The sequence below is a fragment of the Amycolatopsis sp. lyj-108 genome (assembly GCF_046549005.1).
In the GTDB taxonomy this organism is placed as follows: domain Bacteria; phylum Actinomycetota; class Actinomycetes; order Mycobacteriales; family Pseudonocardiaceae; genus Amycolatopsis.
The window spans coordinates 426,957-442,745 of record NZ_JAJPWQ010000005.1 but is presented as its reverse complement, the minus strand read 5'-3'; the positions used below and the strand labels follow the sequence as shown (position 1 = coordinate 442,745).

Genomic DNA, 15,789 nt, shown 5'->3' with positions numbered 1-15,789 from the left:
AGCGAAAACGACAGTGCGCCGCGGTCATCGTGACCGCGGCGCACCGCCGTTCGCAAGGACTCAGAAGGTGATGGAGAAGCCTTCGATCGTCCCGCTGTCGAACCGGTGGACGTCACGGACCCGCAGTTTCCAGGTCCCGTTCGCCGGTTCGGAGGAGGCGTTCACCGTGTACGACGTGTGCACGCCGGTCGCCTCGCTCGTCCCTCCCGCCTGCTTGAGGCCGAACACCGCACCGCTCGGCCCGATCAGGTCTATCGCCAGGTCACCGGTGTAGGTGTGCGCGATGTCGACCTTGACCGGCAGCGTCGCCGACGCCTTGCCGTCGCAGCCGTCCTGCGTCACCGAACTGGTCACCGCGTCACCCGCGTCCGGAATGGACACCGGTGTCGTGTTGGACTTGACCCCACACGTCGGCGTGGGGCCACCTCCGCCGATGAACGACACGTTCAGCAGCTTGTTCACCGTCCCGCTCGGCAGGCCCTTGAGCACGCCGTCCGAGGAGTTGTTCACCAGCGCGTCCCGCGTCTGCTGCGCGGTGGCACCGGAATTCGCGGCGAGGTACAGCGCCGCCGCCCCGGCCACGTGCGGCGTGGCCATCGACGTCCCGCTCATGTTCGCCGAACCACCGTTGGACGTGGACAGCGACGTGATGTTGCTGCCAGGGGCGAAGATGTCCACGCATGAACTGTGGTTGGAGAACGAGGACTTGTTGTCACTCTGGTCCGAGGCGCCGACCGTGATCGCCTCGGGGATCCGCGCGGGGCTGACGTTGCAGGCGTTCTGGTTCTCGTTGCCCGCCGCCACCACGTAGACGAAGCCCGCCGCGATGGACTTCTTGATGACGTCGTCGCCGAGCCCGACCTGGTCCATCCGCAGGCTCAGGTTCGCCACCGCCGGTTTGGTGCCGTTCGCGGTCAGCCATTCCGCCGCGTCCACGATGGCGGAGTCGGGACCGTTGCCCGAACAGTCGTTGCCCAGCACCTTCAGCCCGACGAGCTTGACCTTCTTCGCGACGCCGTAGGTCTTGCTGCCGATGGTGCCAGCGGTGTGACTGCCGTGCCCGTTGCAGTCCTTCCCGTTGCCGCCCACGAAGTCCTTGCCGATGGACGCGCGCCCCTCGTACTCCGGGTTCTCCGGGTTGATCCCGGTGTCGAGGTCGTACGCCGTGACGCCCTCGCCCGTGTTCGGGTAGGTGAAGCTCTTGTCCAGTGGCAGGTTCTTCTGGTCGACGCGGTCGAGGCCCCAGGTCGGGTTGGCCTGCGTGCCGACGGCACGCGCGGTGCCGTCCTGGTAGACCGCCTTGACCGCCGGGTCGGCCGCGAGCCTGCGGGCCTGCTGCTCGGACATCCCCTTCACCGAGAACCCGCGCAACACGTTCTTGTACGCCGACCGGACCTCGCCGCCGTAGCGGCCGGTCAGCGCGGCCGAAGACTGCTCGACCGCCATCGTGCCGACATCGTGGAGTTCCACGATGTACTGCTCGCCGTAGTGCTGCTTCGCCTGCACGACAACGCCTTCCGCCTCCGCGGCGAGGGCGTTGCCCGCGGCGAGCGCGGCCAGCGCGGTGACCGCGACGGCCACCACACCGGCCCGCACGCCGCGCCGCATCAGAGACCCGCCACGTTCAGCAGCTTGTTGGTCGAACCGGTGCCCGGGCTCTTGACGACGCCGCTGGTGGCGGCGTTGGCGAGACCGGAGGCGACGGCGGCCGGGGTGGCCGACGGGTTCGAGGTCAGGTAGATCGCGGCCGCGCCGGCGACATGCGGCGTCGCCATCGAGGTACCGCTCATCTGCTGGGTGCCGCCACCGTTGCGCAAGGAGGTGATGCTGGTGCCCGGCGCGAAGATGTCGGTGCAGCCGCCGTAGTTCGAGAACGTCGACCGGCGGTCGTCGCTCTGGGTGGCGTTGACGGTGATGGCCTCACGGACGCGGGCCGGGCTGGTGGAGCAGGCGTCCGTGTTGGAGTTGCCGGAGGCCACCGTGTTCGTGATGCCCGCGGACACGGCGCGGCGTACGGCGGCGTCGACACCGGAGTCGGCAGGGCCACCGAGGCTCATGGTGAGCACCGACGGGCCCTTGGCGTTCTTCACGACCCAGTCGATCCCGCTGATGATCTGCGAGTACTGGCCGCTGCCCTGGCAGTTCAGCACGCGGACCGCGACGATCTTGGCGCCCTTGGCGACGCCGTAGGTGGCGCTGCCGACCGTGCCGGCGACGTGCGTGCCGTGGCCCTGGCAGTCGCGGGCGTCGCTGTCGTTGTCGATGAAGTCGTACCCGCTCGTCGCGCGGCCGCCGAATTCGGTCTGGCGGTAGTCGACACCGGTGTCGAGGACGTAGACCGTCGCCCCGGCACCGTCGTTCGGGTAGGTGTACTTCCTGTCCAGCGGCAGGTTCTTCTGGTCGATCCGGTCGAGGCCCCAGGTCGGGTTGGTCTGGGTGCCGGTCATATGCGCGACCGCGTCCTGCTGGACGAAGTCGACGTTCGGGTCTGCGGCGAGCCGTTTGGCCTGCGCCTCGGTCATCTTCGCCGAGAAGCCGTTCAGCGCGGCAGTGTAGGTCGCCTTCACCTGGCCGCCGTACTTGGCCGCGAGGCCGGCGTCGCCGCTCTTCAGCGACACGATGTACCCATCAGTGACGGCTCCCGGCACACCGGCGCCGCGGATCTGTCCCTCGGCGGCCGTGGCCGATCCGGCGAAGGCCAGCGAGGCCGTCACACAGGCCCCGGCGAGTACCGCACCCGCGATCCGGTGACGTCGAAGTTCTCCACGCATTTCCTGAGCTCCGTTCACTCGAACAGGTGGTTCGCGCCGGCAGGATTCCAGGCCGGCGCCGTGACGTGTAGTCACGCTGCACTCACTTTCGGGTGGCGGGACCTGCGCGAACAAGCGAGGCAACGGTCCGTAGGACTACGTATCTAATAGGGAAACCCGCCGTCCCTACGAAAGTTCCGTGACGGTCCGAGTGGGTTCCGTGATCACTAAGCAGGCGCTTAAGCTGCGTTCACTCGAACGGTGTGGTTCGTGAAGCGGGGGTGACCCGGCATGGTGATCGGTGACTGCCGACGCAGGACGAGTTCGCCGGTGCTCGTCGGCCGTGAGACGGAACTGAGCGAGCTCCTCGACGGCGCGATGCGCTCGCCGTCGGTGCTCATGCTCGAAGGTGAAGCGGGCGTGGGCAAGACCCGGCTCGCCGGCGAACTGCTGGCGCGTCCGGAACTGGCCGGACGGCCGGTGCTCACCGGAATCTGCCAGCCGCTGCGCGAGCCCTTCCCGTATGGCGTGCTCTTCGACGCGCTGAAGGATGTCCGCCCCGCGCGCGACCTCAACCCGGTGACCGGTGTCCTCGCGCCCTACCTGCCGGAACTCGCGGGCTTCCTGCCCCAGCCGCCGCCGAGGCTCGGCGATCCGCGAGCCGAGCGACACCGGCTTTTCCGCGCCGTCCGGGAACTGCTCGGTTCGCTGGGCCCGCACGTCCTGCTCATCGAAGACCTGCACTGGGCGGACGACGGTTCCCGGCGACTGCTGCGATTCCTGATGACCGACCCGCCAACGGGACTGACCCTCGTGCTCACATACCGGCGCGAAGAGACGCCCGGCGGCATCCCGCTCGGCAGCGCCTACCGGCCGGCTCCCGGCACGGCGCACGCGCTCGTCGCCCTTCGCCCGCTGGACCGCGACGGCGTCCAGTCACTGGTGTCGGCCCTGCTCGGCGAGGCGAACGTCTCGGCAGAGTTCGCCACGCGGCTGCACGAGCGGACCGCCGGGATCCCGTTCGTGGTCGAGGAGATCGTGCACGCGATCGGTGACGCCGAGGCCGCGGTCCACGCCGACGGCGCGACCGTGCGGCGTCTGCTCGACACGGTCGAGGTCCCGGCGTTGCTGAGAGAGGCGACGGTCGAACGCCTTGTGGCGCTGCCGTCGGCCGCCCGGCGGATCACCGAGGCCGCCGCCGTCCTCGGCACACCGTCCACTTCGGACCTGCTGACCGCCGCGGCCGCGCTCACCCCCGAACGAGCCCGCCGCGCGCTCGTCCTCGCGCTCGAACGCAATGTCCTGGTCGAGACCGGTGAAGGCACGTACGACTTCCGGCACGCGTTCGCCAGGCAAGCCGTCTACCGCACCATCCCCGGCCCTGACCGCCAAGAGCTGCACCGGCGGGCCGCGCGGCTGTTGCGCGACCGCCTTCCGCAGTCGCTGGTGCGGCTCGCCGAACACTGCCGCAAGGCGGGCGACCGGGCCGGCGCGCTGAAGTACGGCGAAGCGGCCGCCGATCAGGCATCGACGGTGGGTGATCTCGCCACCGCGACGGATCTGCTCCGCACCCTGCTCGACGAACCGGGTCTGCAACCGTCCGATGTGGACAGACTGGCGGTCAAGTTCAGTTCGGTGGCGTGCAACGGCCTCGCCCAGACCGAAGTCGTCCCGGCGCTCGAGCGGCTGCTCACCGATGGCAGGCTGTCCGGACGGCTGAGCGGCGAGGTCCGGCTGGGGCTCGGACTCCTGCTGGTGCGCCAGGCGGGCGGGCTGGAGGCGGCGAGGACCGAGATCGAGATCGCCGTCAACGACCTCGCCGAACGGCCCGACCTGGCCGGACGCGGGATGGGCGTCCTCGCCCAGCCGTGGGTCGGCGCGACCCCGCTGCGGGAGCACCGGCGCTGGATGGACCGGGTGGACGAGCTCATCGAGCGGGCCACGGACCGGCGGCTGCGGATCATCCTGCTGGCCAACAACACGGCGTCGCGGCTGCACATCGGGGACGCGCGCGGCTGGGACATGCTGGACCGGGCGCCCACCAGCGTCGGGTCCGCCGACGAACAGCGGCATCTGGCGCGGCTGCACTGCAACAGCGCCGACGCCTGCGCCTGGACCGGCCACCACCGGCGGGCGAAGAGCCTGCTGCGCAGCGGAATGCAGCTGGCCGCCGACTGCGGGGCGCCGTATGTGGTCAGCACCGCCCGCGCGACGGCCGTCCACACCGACTGGCTCACCGGGAACTGGGACGGGCTCGCCGAACGGGCGGGCGCGCTGATCGACGAGTACCGCGACCTCCTGCCGGTGACCAGCGAACTGTGCCTGGTGCTCGGCCTGCTCGCCGCCGCCCGCGGCGAATGGGACGAGGCAGCCGTCCGGTTCGCCGGCACCGCGGCGGACCAGCCGGAGAACGCGTTCACCCCGGTCGCGATCGCCGCGCACGCCGGGATGGCGGGCATGCTGCTCGCGCAGGACCTCGGCGAGGCCGCCGTCACGCAGGCTGAAAAGGGACTGGAACTCTTGCGCGCCAAGGGTGTCTGGGCCTGGGGTGCCGATCTGCTGATGGCCGCCGTCGACGCGTACTGCGCCACCGGGCGCGACGCCGAGGCGCAGGCGCTGACCGACGAGTTCGAACGCGAGATCGGCGACCTCGACGCGCCGTCGACCTGGGCCGCGCTGGCCGCGAACCGCGGGCTCATCGCGGCGTCCCGTGGTGACCACGCGGAGGCGATCGAGGCCTTCGAGCAGGCACGGAGCCGATTCGAAGCCCTCCCCGCGCCGTATCACGCGGCGCTGATCGCCGAACGGGCCACGCGATGCCGCCTGGCCCGCACCGAGGACGTCGCCGAAACGTTCGCGGCACTCGCCGAGACCTTCGACCACCTCGGCGCCACCCGGGACGCCGCCCGCTGCCGCCACGCCTTCCGGTCCACCGGTGCGGTCGCCCCGTCGCGACGCGGCCGCCGGGGCTACGGCGACGAACTGTCCCCGCGCGAGCGTGACGTCGCCCGCCTGCTCGCCGCCGGGCATACCAACCGGGAGATCGCCGAAGTGCTGTTCCTGTCCCGGCGCACGGTGGAACAGCACGTCGCGAGCGTCTTGCGGAAGCTGAAGGTCCGGTCGCGGAGCGAGCTGGCGGGGCTGCGGTCGGCGTAGGCGCGGTCGCCCGCCTGAAGTACATGAAGGACCCCTTCCTGTACCTAGGCGCAAGGAAGGGGTCCTTCATGTACTGGGGAAGGCGCTCACCGCCGGAGCGCCCGGTAGCGCTTGAGCAGGGCGGTGATCCTCGAGGGATCAGCGGAGCCGTTCAGCTCGGCGAGCAAGTCGTCGGGGCACAGCTCGTAGTGGTCACCCCACCAGCGCCGCGCCTTGGTGTCCCAGATCCGGTACCCGCCGGGCACACCCCTCGCCACGTACCGCCGCTTCGCCAACCAACCCTCCCCCGATCGCCACCAGGATCGCACCGGACGGCAACCGGGTTTCGGGACTCTCCGAATAATTCGGTTGCGGGCGCGACACAGCGTCCGCGATGATCGTGCGCGATCCGGCAGGGAGCCGGTGGATGCGACTGGGAGGTGCCTCGTGCTGATGACTGTCCGGGGCCTTTGCCGCCCCCATCCACTCGCCCCTCGCGGCTGAGCCACGACGCTCGCCCGGTGGGGCATCCCTGACTAGGAGAACCCACCAGTGCGCAAGCACGATCTCGAAGAAGAAACCTACGACCGTCCGAGCCGCACCCGTCGTCGCCGCTTCGACGACGAACCGGCACCCGCTCGCGGCGGACGGCTCACCGAAGCCGAACGCGTCCGGCTCGCCCGGCTGCGCGAGGACGCCTACACCGAGACCGACATCCCCGACGGCGCCGATCGTTGGAGCACCTGGGGAGAAGCGGAGCACGGGCCGCTTCCGCGACCCGACTGGGTGATCACCGAACTGGCGGCGGTGGACACCGAGCTCGGCATCCTCAAAACCGGCAAGGAGGCGGACGTCCACCTCGTCCGGCGCAACCTGCCGGGCACCGAGGGCACCGTGCTCGCGGCCAAGCGGTATCGCAGTGGCGAGCACCGGTTGTTCCACCGCGACGCCGGATACCTCGAAGGCAGGCGGATGCGGCGGTCGCGGGAGATGCGGGCCATGGAGTCGCGCAGCAGCTTCGGCCGCAACCTCATCGCCGAACAGTGGGCGGTGGCCGAATTCGGCGCGCTGAGCAAGCTGTGGGCGGTCGGTGCGCCGGTGCCGTACCCGGTGCAGCGTGACGGCACCGAACTGCTGCTGGAATTCCTCGGCGACGGCGAGACGGCGGCGCCCCGCCTGGCACAGGTCCGGCCGGAGCCCGAACAGTTGCGGGAACTGTGGTTCCAGACGGCGGCGATGCTGGAACTGCTGGCGTCGCAGGGGCTCGCGCACGGCGACCTCTCGGCGTACAACCTGCTGGTCGACCGGGACCGGATCATGGTGATCGACCTGCCGCAGGTGGTCGACATCGTGGCCAATCCCGGCGGGCTCGAGTTCCTCGCGCGGGACGTGCGCAACATCGCCACGTGGTTCCACTCGCGGGGGCTGCCGGAGCGGCTCACGGCCGTCCCGGAGCTGATCGAGGAACTGCGGGAGATCGCCGGTCTCCGCTGACCGTCCACAATGTCTTGAAAGGGTCGTTCCTGACACAGCACGTCAGGAACGACCCTTTCAAGACACGCCGGGAGAAGCCGTCGTGGAGACCCTGCCCACAATCGGTCCCTCCAATTGGGAGGCCGGATAACGGTCCGGTACAGTAGTGCTAGACCGCAACCGGCGGCGTGGATGAGTGGTGTCCGTCGCCTCCAAAGCCAACCGAATGGCTCGCGGTATCCGTATCAACCAATTGGCGCGCGGTGTCATGCAGACGCGGTGTGCCGGGTTCGTCCCTGTGAACGCCCATCTGTGCACACCATCTTGCCTGCCTGCGTGCGGGCAGCCCCGGGCCTCCTTGCGACGTGCCACGTCCGAGAGGCATTTGTGACAGTCACGTTCAACTCCGGCCACTCTTCACCGTCGGCCCGGCAGCACCGCAAGCCGCGCACCCGCCCCGCGGGTGACTCGATGCTGCACAACGACGCCGTCGAGAGTGTCAAGGCCACCACCTGGGCGGAGCTCGGGCTTCCCGAGCCGCTGCTGCGGGCACTGGCCGACGCCGGTATCACCACCCCGTTCCCGATCCAGTCGGCGACCATCCCCGACGCGCTCGCCGGCCGCGACGTGCTGGGCCGCGCCCAGACCGGTTCCGGCAAGACCCTGGCCTTCGGCCTCGCGATGCTGACCCGGCTCAACGGCGGCCGCGCCCGTCCGAAGCACCCGCGTGCGCTGATCCTGGTCCCGACCCGCGAGCTGGCCATGCAGGTCGCCGACTCGCTGACCCCGCTGGCCAAGTCCCTCGGCCTGTGGTGCCGCACCGCCGTCGGCGGCATGGCCTTCACCCGTCAGGCCGACGCGCTTTCCCGCGGCGTCGACCTGCTGATCGCCACCCCCGGCCGGCTGTCGGACCACGTCCGCCAGGGCACCGCGTCGCTGTCGGACTGCAACTTCATCGCGCTCGACGAAGCCGACCAGATGGCCGACATGGGCTTCATGCCGCAGGTTCGCGAGATCCTCGACCTGACCCCGCGTGACGGCCAGCGCCTGCTGTTCTCCGCCACCCTCGACGGTGACGTCGACCGCCTGGTCCGCGCGTACCTGACCAACCCGGTCACGCACTCGGTCGCCCCGTCGACCGCCAGCGTCACCACCATGGATCACCACGTGCTCCAGGTGTCGCACCAGGACAAGCAGGACGTCATCACCGAGATCGGCGCCCGCGAGGGCCGCACGATCATGTTCGTCCGCACCAAGCACCACGTGGACCGCCTCACCGAGCGCCTGCGCGAAAAGGGCGTCCACGCGGCCGCACTGCACGGCGGCAAGACCCAGGGCCAGCGCAACCGGGTCCTCGCGGACTTCAAGGAAGGCTTCGCCCCGGTCCTCGTCGCCACGGACGTCGCCGCGCGCGGTATCCACGTCGACGACATCTCGCTGGTGCTGCACGTCGACCCGGCCGCCGACCACAAGGACTACCTGCACCGCGCGGGCCGCACCGCGCGCGCCGGGGCGTCCGGTGTCGTGGTCACGCTGGTCACCCACGACCAGCGCCGCATGGTGCGCCGGATGACCGACCGCGCCGGTGTCCGCGCCGAGCAGGCCACGGTCCGCCCCGGCGACGCCGAGCTCATCCGCATCACCGGTGCGCAGCAGCCCAGCGGCGAGCCGGTCATCGAGCGTCGTCGTGAATCCCCGCGTCGTGGCGGTGGCCGCGGCTACGGTGGCGGCGACCGCGGTGGCTACCAGGGCTCCCGCGAGGGTCACCGCGAAGGCGGCCGTCCCGGCGGCTTCCGCGGCCGCCCGCGTCGTACCGAGTCCGGTGGCGGCAGCGGCCGTCCGCAGCGTCCGGGCGGGCGCCCGCGTCGCAGCTTCGACAGCTGACGTAACTGAAGCCGGTTCCTCCGGCGGCTAGTGCCATGAAAGGTCCTTTCCTTGCGAAATTTGCAAGGAAAGGACCTTTCATTGCGTTCGCTGTGGGGACCACCACGCCCGCCGCCGAACGGTGGATGGGAGACTGCGGGACGTGACTTCTCCCGGCCCCGCTCACCAGAACCTCCCGCCCGACCAGGTCTTCGACTGGCTCGACGTGGAGGCGGAGAAGCGGGCCGAGGCCGGGCTGGTGCGCAAGCTGCGCATCCGGCAGGCGCAGGAACCGGAGCTGGACCTCGCGGGCAACGACTATCTCGGGCTCGCCAGGGACAAGCGCGTCGCCGGTGCGGCGGCGGCGGCCGCGCTGCGCTGGGGCGCCGGCGCGACGGGCTCCCGGCTCGTCTCCGGCACCACCGAGGTCCACGCCGAACTCGAGCAGGACCTCGCCCGCTTCTGCGGCGCGCAGGCGGCGCTGGTCTTCTCGTCGGGTTTCACCGCGAACCTCGGCGCCGTCACGGCCCTGTCGGGCGCGGATTCCGCGATCGTGACGGACAAGTACATCCACGCCTCGCTGATCGAGGGCTGCCGCCTGTCCCGCTCGGACATCGCCGCCGTCGCGCACAGTGACCCGAACGCCTTCAAGCACGCGCTGGCGACCCGCCGCAAACCGCGCGCGCTCGTCGTCACCGATTCCGTCTTCTCCGTCGACGGTGACATCGCCCCGCTGGAGCAGCTTGCCGGTGTTTGCCGGGAGCACGGCGCTTCGCTGCTCATCGACGACGCGCACGGTTTCGGTGTCCTCGGCGAGGGCGGCCGCGGGGCCGTCCACGCGGCGGGCCTCTCCGGCGCGCCGGACGTCGTCACCACCATCACGCTGTCGAAATCCCTTGGGGCACAAGGCGGAGCGGTGCTCGGGCCGCGTCGCGTGATCAAGCATCTGGTGGACACGGCGCGCAGCTTCATCTTCGACACCGGCCTCGCGCCCGCCAGTGCCGCCGCCGCACTGGCCGCGCTCAACGCGTTGAAGGCCGAGCCGGAGCTGGCCACGAAGGTGACCGAGGCCGCCGGAAACCTTGCGATGCAACTGAAATCGGCGGGTTTCCGGGTCAGCCCCCCGGACGCCGCGGTGATCTCGGTGCAGGCACCGTCACCGGAATCGGCAGTCGCTTGGGCGGCCGCTTGCGCCGATCAGGGGGTGCGGGTCGGTTGCTTCCGCCCGCCGTCCGTGCCCGACGGCATCTCCCGCCTGCGCCTGACCGCGCGGGCCGACCTCACCGAGGCCGATGTGGACCGCGCGGTCGGGGTGATCACAGCCGCTGCGCCTCCCGGCGCCACATCGTGAGGTGCGGGATCCCGTCTTCGAGGAACTCGTCGCCTTCGACGACGAAGCCGTACTTGGCGTAGAAGTCCTTCGCGTACGTCTGCGCGTCGAGGACGCACGGCGCGTCCCCGATCCCCGCGAGCGCGGTCTCCATCAGCCGTCCCGCGAGTCCCTTGCCGCGTGAGCGGACCGCCGTGCACACCCGGCCGATGCGGAAGGTTCCGCCGGCGTCCTGCAACACGCGCAGATACGAGTCGACGGCGACCGAACCGCCGATCCAGAGGTGCCGGGTGCCGGGCAGGAGGTCGCGTCCGTCGATCTCGTGATAGGCGCAGTCCTGCTCGACGACGAACACGTCCACGCGCAGGCGGAGGATGCCGTGCAGCTGTGCGGCCGTGATCTCGTCACCGGCGACGGACAGCGGGAACGACGTGGTCTCGGTGATCGGGGTGTCGGTACTCACGCCCACTTGTTAGCACATCAGGCGTGAAGAAGGCACCGATCAGCCGATCAGGCCGCGGTTGTTCTGCTGCGAGATCTCGTTCGCGAAGTGCGAGACACGGGTGTAGACGCCCGGTTTACCGGCCTTCGCGCAGCCTTCGCCGAACGACACGATCCCGATCAGGGTGTCGCCCACCATCAGCGGTCCGCCCGAATCGCCCTGGCAGGCGTCGATCCCGCCTTCGGGGTAACCGGCGCACACCATGTCGCTCGGGTCGTAGCCCGAGTACGCGGTGCGGCAGGTCTTGTCGCTGACCACCGGGACGACCGCGCTGCGCAGGTAGTCCGACCGCGCGCCACCGTCGGCGACCCGGCCCCAACCGAGCACTGTGGCCTTCGTGCCTTCGCTGTACAGGTCGGCGTTGCCGTTGTCCGCGACCTTCGCGGGCCGGTACGGCAGCTGACCGCTGACCGTCATCACCGCGATGTCGTCGCCCTTGCCCGGATCGCCGCTGTAGTCGGGGCTGACCCAGACCCGCGAAACACGCAGCTCCACGCCGTCCCGCGAGCGCTTGTCCTCGCGTCCGGCGACCACCCGGACATCGGAACGCTTGACCGCGACCGCGCAGTGCGCCGCCGTCGCGACCGTCGTGGAGCTGACGATCACCGCGCCGCAGTACTGGTTGCCGCTGCGATCGGCCAGGTACACCGCGTACGGGTACTGGGAGACCGAAGCCTTGCCGCCGCCGACGATCCTCGGCTGCGCGGCCTTGTCCGGGCCGCTCACCGCGCTGTCGTCCGCCGACGCGCTGTTGACCGCGACCGGGACCATCACGGCCGTCGCGAGGACCGCTCCGACAGCGAGCAGCAGGGTGCGACGTGACTTCTTGGGCATGTTCTGTCCCTTCACCGGGGCGTACGTACGGTCAGACCCTGGGAAGTCATTCGACTCCAGCGCGTACACGAGCGATCGCGAATACCCTAATCGGAGAAAGCCCGATGTGGTGTCACTGAAACGGGTGGACCTGTGCTCACCGAGCGCATCTGTCACGCTGGCCCTCGTGCGGGCTACGGCGATCATTCTGGCGGCTACGGCCTTCTGATCTTCTCGTGTTCGAGCCCGGCCGTCACCAGTGGTCCGGCACAAAACCCTTCGGCGGCAACGACTCCGAGCACACCCGCGCCGTCACCAGTACCCGCCTGGCGGGTCGGGGCGACGCCGCTTCCCTTGCGCGGTGACGGTTTCGGGCAGCTCCTCCCGTGCTGACCGACCGTTCCCTGCCGACCACCGACCCCGTTCCGCAGGCGAACTGCGGTATCTCACGCTCTCGTTCTGGGGTTCGACGCCGCGCGCACACCGGGGAAATGCTCGTGAACGCTTCGGTGGCGGATGCGCTTCAGCGCTGACGGGCGTTGAGCCGGGAACAACCGGCCTTCGTGACAAGTTGGCTAGAGTCGGAACCACCCGCTCCCGCCGCAAAGGAAGACAGCGTGCCCCACTACGACCTGGTGATCGTCGGTACCGGATCGGGCAACTCGATCCTCGACCCGCGTTTCGCGGACTGGAACACGGCGATCGTGGAGAAGGGCACGTTCGGTGGCACCTGCCTGAACGTGGGCTGCATCCCGACGAAGATGTTCGTGCACGCCGCCAATGTCGCGGCCACCCCCGCTTCGTCGTCGAAGTTCGGCGTCGACGAAGAGCTGACCGGGGTCCGCTGGCGCGACGTGCGCGACCGGATCTTCGGCCGGATCGACCCGATCGCCGCCGGTGGACGCGAGTACCGCGTCGAGCACGAGGACAACAAGAACGTCACCGTGTACGAGGGCGAAGGCCGCTTCACCGGGCACAAGGAGCTGCGGGTCAGCTACCCCGACGGCCGCCCCTCGGAAACGATCACCGCCGACAAGTTCGTGCTCGCCGCCGGCGGGCGCCCGGTGATCCCGGACGTCCCCGGTCTCGCCGAAACCGGCTACCACACCTCCGACACGGTGATGCGGCTCGACGAACTCCCGTCGAGCATCGTGATCCTCGGCGGCGGCTACATCGCGGCCGAGTTCGCGCACGTCTTCGCCTCGTTCGGGGTGAACGTGACCGTGGTCAACCGGTCCGGCGCGCTGCTGCGGTCCGAGGACGACGACATCAGCGCCCGGTTCACCGAACTGGCCGCGCAGCGGTTCGACGTCCGGCTCGACCGGAAGACCGTCCGCGCGCGCAAAACCGCGTCGGGCGTCGCTCTGGACCTCGAAGGCCCGGAAGGCGCCGAGACCGTCGAGGCCGACGTGCTGCTGGTCGCCACCGGCCGCAAGCCGAACTCCGACCTCCTCGACGTCGCCGCCACCGGGGTGACCACCGGCGAGCGCGGGCACGTCGTGGTCGACGAGTACCAGCAGACCGCGGTCGACGGGATCTACGCGCTCGGCGACCTCTCGTCGGTGTTCGAGCTGAAGCACGTCGCGAACCACGAGCAGCGCGTCGTGCAGCACAACCTGCTGCACCCGGACGAGCGGATCGAGGCCGACCACCGGTTCGTCCCGCACGCGGTGTTCACCTCGCCGCAGGTCGCGTCCGTCGGGCTGACCGAACGCGAGGCCCGCGAGCGCGGCGTCTCGTACGTGACGTCGCACCAGGACTACGCGGGCATCGCCTACGGCTGGGCGATGGAGGACACCACCGGTTTCGCGAAGCTGCTCGCCGACCCGGCCACCGGGCAGCTGCTCGGCGCGCACATCATCGGCCCGCAGTCGTCGTCGGTGATCCAGCCGCTGATCCAGGCGATGAGCTTCGGCCTGGACGCGAAGAGCATGGCGCGCGGGCAGTACTGGATCCACCCGGCGATGCCGGAACTGGTCGAGAACGCGCTGCTGAACCTTCCGCTGGACTGACCCTCCGGCGCAATTAGTCACCTACTTGCGAGGTTCCCTGGCGCAAGTAGGTGACTAATTGCGGGGGTTCAGACGACGCGGTCGCAGTTGCGGGCCCCGTTGCGTGCCGCGAGCGCGCTCACCGCGTTCATCTCGGCGTCCGAGGCGCCCATCAAGGCGGGCGAGCGGGCTCCGTCCTGCTGGAACCGCTCCCCCGCCTCGACGTACCGGCGGATCGCCACCAGGAAGTCCTCCCGCGCGGATGCCGCCCCTCCAGGCACCGCGCGGACCCCTGTCGCCCCCTTGAGGACGTCCTTGGCGTCGTCCACCTTCGTCGCGACGTAGTGCTGCCACTTGCGCAGCTCCGTCGCGACGTCCCTCTCCGGGTCCGGCCAGTAGCGCTGGATCGCCGCCCTGCTGTCCTTCCCCACCTGCACGCACACCCGGTCCACGGCGCGGTAGAACTCGTGCGGCGAAACCACCGCTTCGGGCCGTTGCGGCGCCAAAGCGACACACACCGCGGCGAAACACGCCAGGGCCGCCCCGTACGCCGTTCCCTCCACCACGCCGACCCCCAGAACCGAGTTTTTGAACAGGTTCAACTCGCTCAGGTTATGGCTCCGCCCCTGATGGGGTCAAGAAGTTTTTTGAACGCGTTCAGACGAAGCGACGGCGACCGGCGAGGGCGCCGAAGGTCATCTGCGCGGCGAAGACCACGAGCATCATGATCCAGGGCACGGTCCAGGCATGGGTGAGATCGTGGAGCAGCCCGAAGAGGAACGGCCCGACGGCCGCCATCAGGTAGCCGATGCCCTGCGCCATCCCCGACAGCCGCGCGGTGTCCTCGCCGGAGCGCGCCCGCAAAGCGATCACCGTGAGCGCGAGCGAGAAGACGCTCATCCCGAGCCCGATGAGGAGGCACCACAGCAAGGGCGAGGCGGCGGGCGCGACCATCATGCCGACCATGCCGATGAAGCCGGGGACACCCAGCCCGACGATCCACGGGCTCTGGCTCTTGTGCCGCGCGGCCATCGGCGCCACCACGAGACTGATCGGGACGGCGATGAGCGAGATCAACCCGAGCAGCAGCCCGGAATCACCCTTGCCCACCCCCGCGTCGATCATCACCTCCGGCAGCCAGCCCATCACGACGTAGGCCAAAAAGGCCTGAGTGCCGAAGAAAAGGGTGACCATCCACGCAAGGGGGCTCCGCAGCAGCGATCGCCCGCTACCCTGCTTGCCTGCCTCCGGAACGGGCACCCGCCCCGCGCCGCGGGCTGCGAGAATCCAGACGAGCAGTGCGAGCACCGCCAGCACCGACCAGGCGCCCAGACCTTGACGCCACCCGCCGAACGCGCTCTCCAAGGGAGGGGTGAGCGCGGACCCCAGGGCGCCCCCGCCCTGCAGAGCGGCGGTGTACACGCCGGTCATCATGCCAACACGCGCCGGGAAGGAGTCCTTGATGACGACTGGGATCAGCACGTTCGCCAAGGCGATTCCCGCCGTGGCGACCAGTGTTCCGCCGAGCACGACGTACGGTCCGTCGAGCACTCGCAGCACCAGGCCGACGCCCAGCACCGACAGCGCGGCCGCGATGGCGGCGCCGATGCCGAACCGGCGGGCCAGCGCGGGCGCGGCGAATCCGGCGGCGGCGAAGCACAGGCCGGGGAGCGTGGTGAGCACGCCTGCCCAGGTCGCCGTGGCACCGAGGTCGTCGCGCATCTCGCCGAGGATCGGGCCGACGCTGGTGATCGCCGGGCGCAGGTTGAGGGCCACCAGGATCACCGCGACACCCAGCAGGACGCCGCCGGTGATCACCCCCGGCCGCCACTCCGTTTCGATCGAGCCTTCGAGTTCAAGACTTTCGTCGTACGGGGAAACGGATTCTCGAGAGTCGACACGCACGTCGGCTAGTATCACATACATAGGATG

At 69.9% G+C, this 15,789-nt stretch carries 12 protein-coding genes; 5 read left to right on the top strand and 7 right to left on the bottom strand.

Going from position 1 to position 15,789, the window contains the following annotated elements; genetic code table 11:
- Window positions 1-60: 60 nt before the first annotated feature.
- Both ACLJO0_RS21440 and ACLJO0_RS21435 read right to left on the bottom strand, forming a co-directional pair.
- Window positions 61-1,608: a S8 family serine peptidase gene (locus ACLJO0_RS21440; protein ID WP_410580217.1), complete on the bottom strand. Its 1,548-nt coding sequence runs from the start codon at window positions 1,606-1,608 to the stop codon at window positions 61-63.
- Window positions 1,608-2,771 carry a S8 family peptidase gene (locus tag ACLJO0_RS21435; RefSeq protein ID WP_410580216.1) on the bottom strand — a complete coding sequence of 388 codons (1,164 nt, stop codon included), beginning with the start codon at window positions 2,769-2,771 and terminating at the stop codon, window positions 1,608-1,610. The genes ACLJO0_RS21440 and ACLJO0_RS21435 overlap by 1 nt, the downstream gene beginning before the upstream one ends.
- 309 nt (window positions 2,772-3,080) lie before the next feature.
- On the opposite strand from ACLJO0_RS21435, the gene ACLJO0_RS21430 reads away from it, so the two are divergent.
- Window positions 3,081-5,906 carry an ATP-binding protein gene (locus tag ACLJO0_RS21430; protein WP_410580329.1) on the top strand — a complete coding sequence of 942 codons (2,826 nt, stop codon included), beginning with the start codon at window positions 3,081-3,083 and terminating at the stop codon, window positions 5,904-5,906.
- Between the two features lie 86 nt (window positions 5,907-5,992).
- Here ACLJO0_RS21430 and ACLJO0_RS21425 read toward each other — a convergent pair whose 3' ends face one another.
- The gene (locus tag ACLJO0_RS21425; protein ID WP_199746422.1) at window positions 5,993-6,181 is read right to left on the bottom strand and encodes a hypothetical protein; all 189 of its coding nucleotides are present in this window, start codon (window positions 6,179-6,181) and stop codon (window positions 5,993-5,995) included.
- Window positions 6,182-6,437: 256 nt separating this feature from the next.
- Between ACLJO0_RS21425 and ACLJO0_RS21420 the strand changes: the two genes are divergently transcribed.
- The 3 genes from ACLJO0_RS21420 (at window position 6,438) to ACLJO0_RS21410 (ending at window position 10,572) form a co-directional block, all read left to right on the top strand.
- Entirely contained in the window at window positions 6,438-7,379 is a 942-nt protein-coding gene (locus tag ACLJO0_RS21420) for a serine protein kinase RIO (protein WP_125792784.1), read from the top strand.
- Between the two features lie 366 nt (window positions 7,380-7,745).
- Window positions 7,746-9,242 (top strand): DEAD/DEAH box helicase, encoded by a 1,497-nt coding sequence (locus ACLJO0_RS21415; protein WP_410580215.1) that lies wholly within the window; start codon window positions 7,746-7,748, stop codon window positions 9,240-9,242.
- Between the two features lie 142 nt (window positions 9,243-9,384).
- Window positions 9,385-10,572 carry an 8-amino-7-oxononanoate synthase gene (locus ACLJO0_RS21410; RefSeq protein ID WP_410580214.1) on the top strand — a complete coding sequence of 396 codons (1,188 nt, stop codon included), beginning with the start codon at window positions 9,385-9,387 and terminating at the stop codon, window positions 10,570-10,572.
- Here the strand turns inward: ACLJO0_RS21410 and ACLJO0_RS21405 are convergent.
- Together ACLJO0_RS21405 and ACLJO0_RS21400 are read right to left on the bottom strand one after the other, a co-directional pair.
- Window positions 10,538-11,020 (bottom strand): GNAT family N-acetyltransferase, encoded by a 483-nt coding sequence (locus tag ACLJO0_RS21405; RefSeq protein WP_125792781.1) that lies wholly within the window; start codon window positions 11,018-11,020, stop codon window positions 10,538-10,540. The two genes, ACLJO0_RS21410 and ACLJO0_RS21405, sit on opposite strands and share 35 nt — an antisense overlap.
- 33 nt (window positions 11,021-11,053) lie before the next feature.
- A complete protein-coding gene (locus ACLJO0_RS21400; RefSeq protein WP_410580213.1) occupies window positions 11,054-11,887 on the bottom strand; it encodes a S1 family peptidase in 834 nt (277 codons plus the stop codon).
- Window positions 11,888-12,483: 596 nt separating this feature from the next.
- Here ACLJO0_RS21400 and ACLJO0_RS21395 point away from each other — a divergent pair.
- Window positions 12,484-13,878, top strand: coding sequence for a mycothione reductase (locus ACLJO0_RS21395; RefSeq protein WP_410580212.1), 1,395 nt, complete (start codon window positions 12,484-12,486; stop codon window positions 13,876-13,878).
- A 68-nt stretch (window positions 13,879-13,946) separates the two neighbouring features.
- Here ACLJO0_RS21395 and ACLJO0_RS21390 read toward each other — a convergent pair whose 3' ends face one another.
- Both ACLJO0_RS21390 and ACLJO0_RS21385 read right to left on the bottom strand, forming a co-directional pair.
- Window positions 13,947-14,459 (bottom strand): hypothetical protein, encoded by a 513-nt coding sequence (locus tag ACLJO0_RS21390; RefSeq protein WP_410580211.1) that lies wholly within the window; start codon window positions 14,457-14,459, stop codon window positions 13,947-13,949.
- A 55-nt stretch (window positions 14,460-14,514) separates the two neighbouring features.
- A complete protein-coding gene (locus ACLJO0_RS21385; RefSeq protein WP_410580210.1) occupies window positions 14,515-15,762 on the bottom strand; it encodes a CynX/NimT family MFS transporter in 1,248 nt (415 codons plus the stop codon).
- Window positions 15,763-15,789 lie beyond the last annotated feature (27 nt).